This window comes from Burkholderia sp. BCC1640, assembly GCF_902833125.1.
Lineage (GTDB): Bacteria > Pseudomonadota > Gammaproteobacteria > Burkholderiales > Burkholderiaceae > Burkholderia > Burkholderia diffusa.
In genome coordinates this window covers 1-428 of record NZ_CADFEF010000182.1, presented here as the reverse complement: position 1 = coordinate 428, position 428 = coordinate 1, and the positions used below count along the sequence as shown (strand labels likewise).

1 pseudogene is annotated in these 428 nt (G+C 66.4%); it reads right to left on the bottom strand.

What is annotated here, in order from left to right:
* A pseudogene (locus HWX25_RS33115) lies at positions 1-428 on the bottom strand (error-prone DNA polymerase); the annotation flags it as partial.

The window sequence follows — 428 nt, the reverse complement described above, 5'->3', positions numbered from 1 at the left end:
GGCGTCATCCCTTCCGGCACGATCTCGCGCGGATACTCGTACTTCAAGTCCCCCATCTCGAAGCAACAGGCACCAAGCACCCGACAAGTCTCCGCAAGCGCCTCCGCCGGAAACAGCCGCCCGATCCGCCCCAGCCTGCGCAGATGCTGCTCGGCATTCGACGCCAGCGCATAACCGCATTCACCGACCGGCTGCCCGACGCGAATCGCCGTCATGATGTCCTGCAAGGGCTTGCAGGAACGCGCATGCATGGTCACGTCACCGAGCGCGACCAACGGCATCGCGCGCTGCACACTCGCGGCCTCGATCGTCTCGCGATAGACGCCATCGAGCGCTCGCCCCAACTGCACGAGTCCGAGCCGCGCCTGCTCGCCGAAGACGTGCTTGAACCACGCCACCTGCGCATCGAGCACGTCGGCACGCACGGG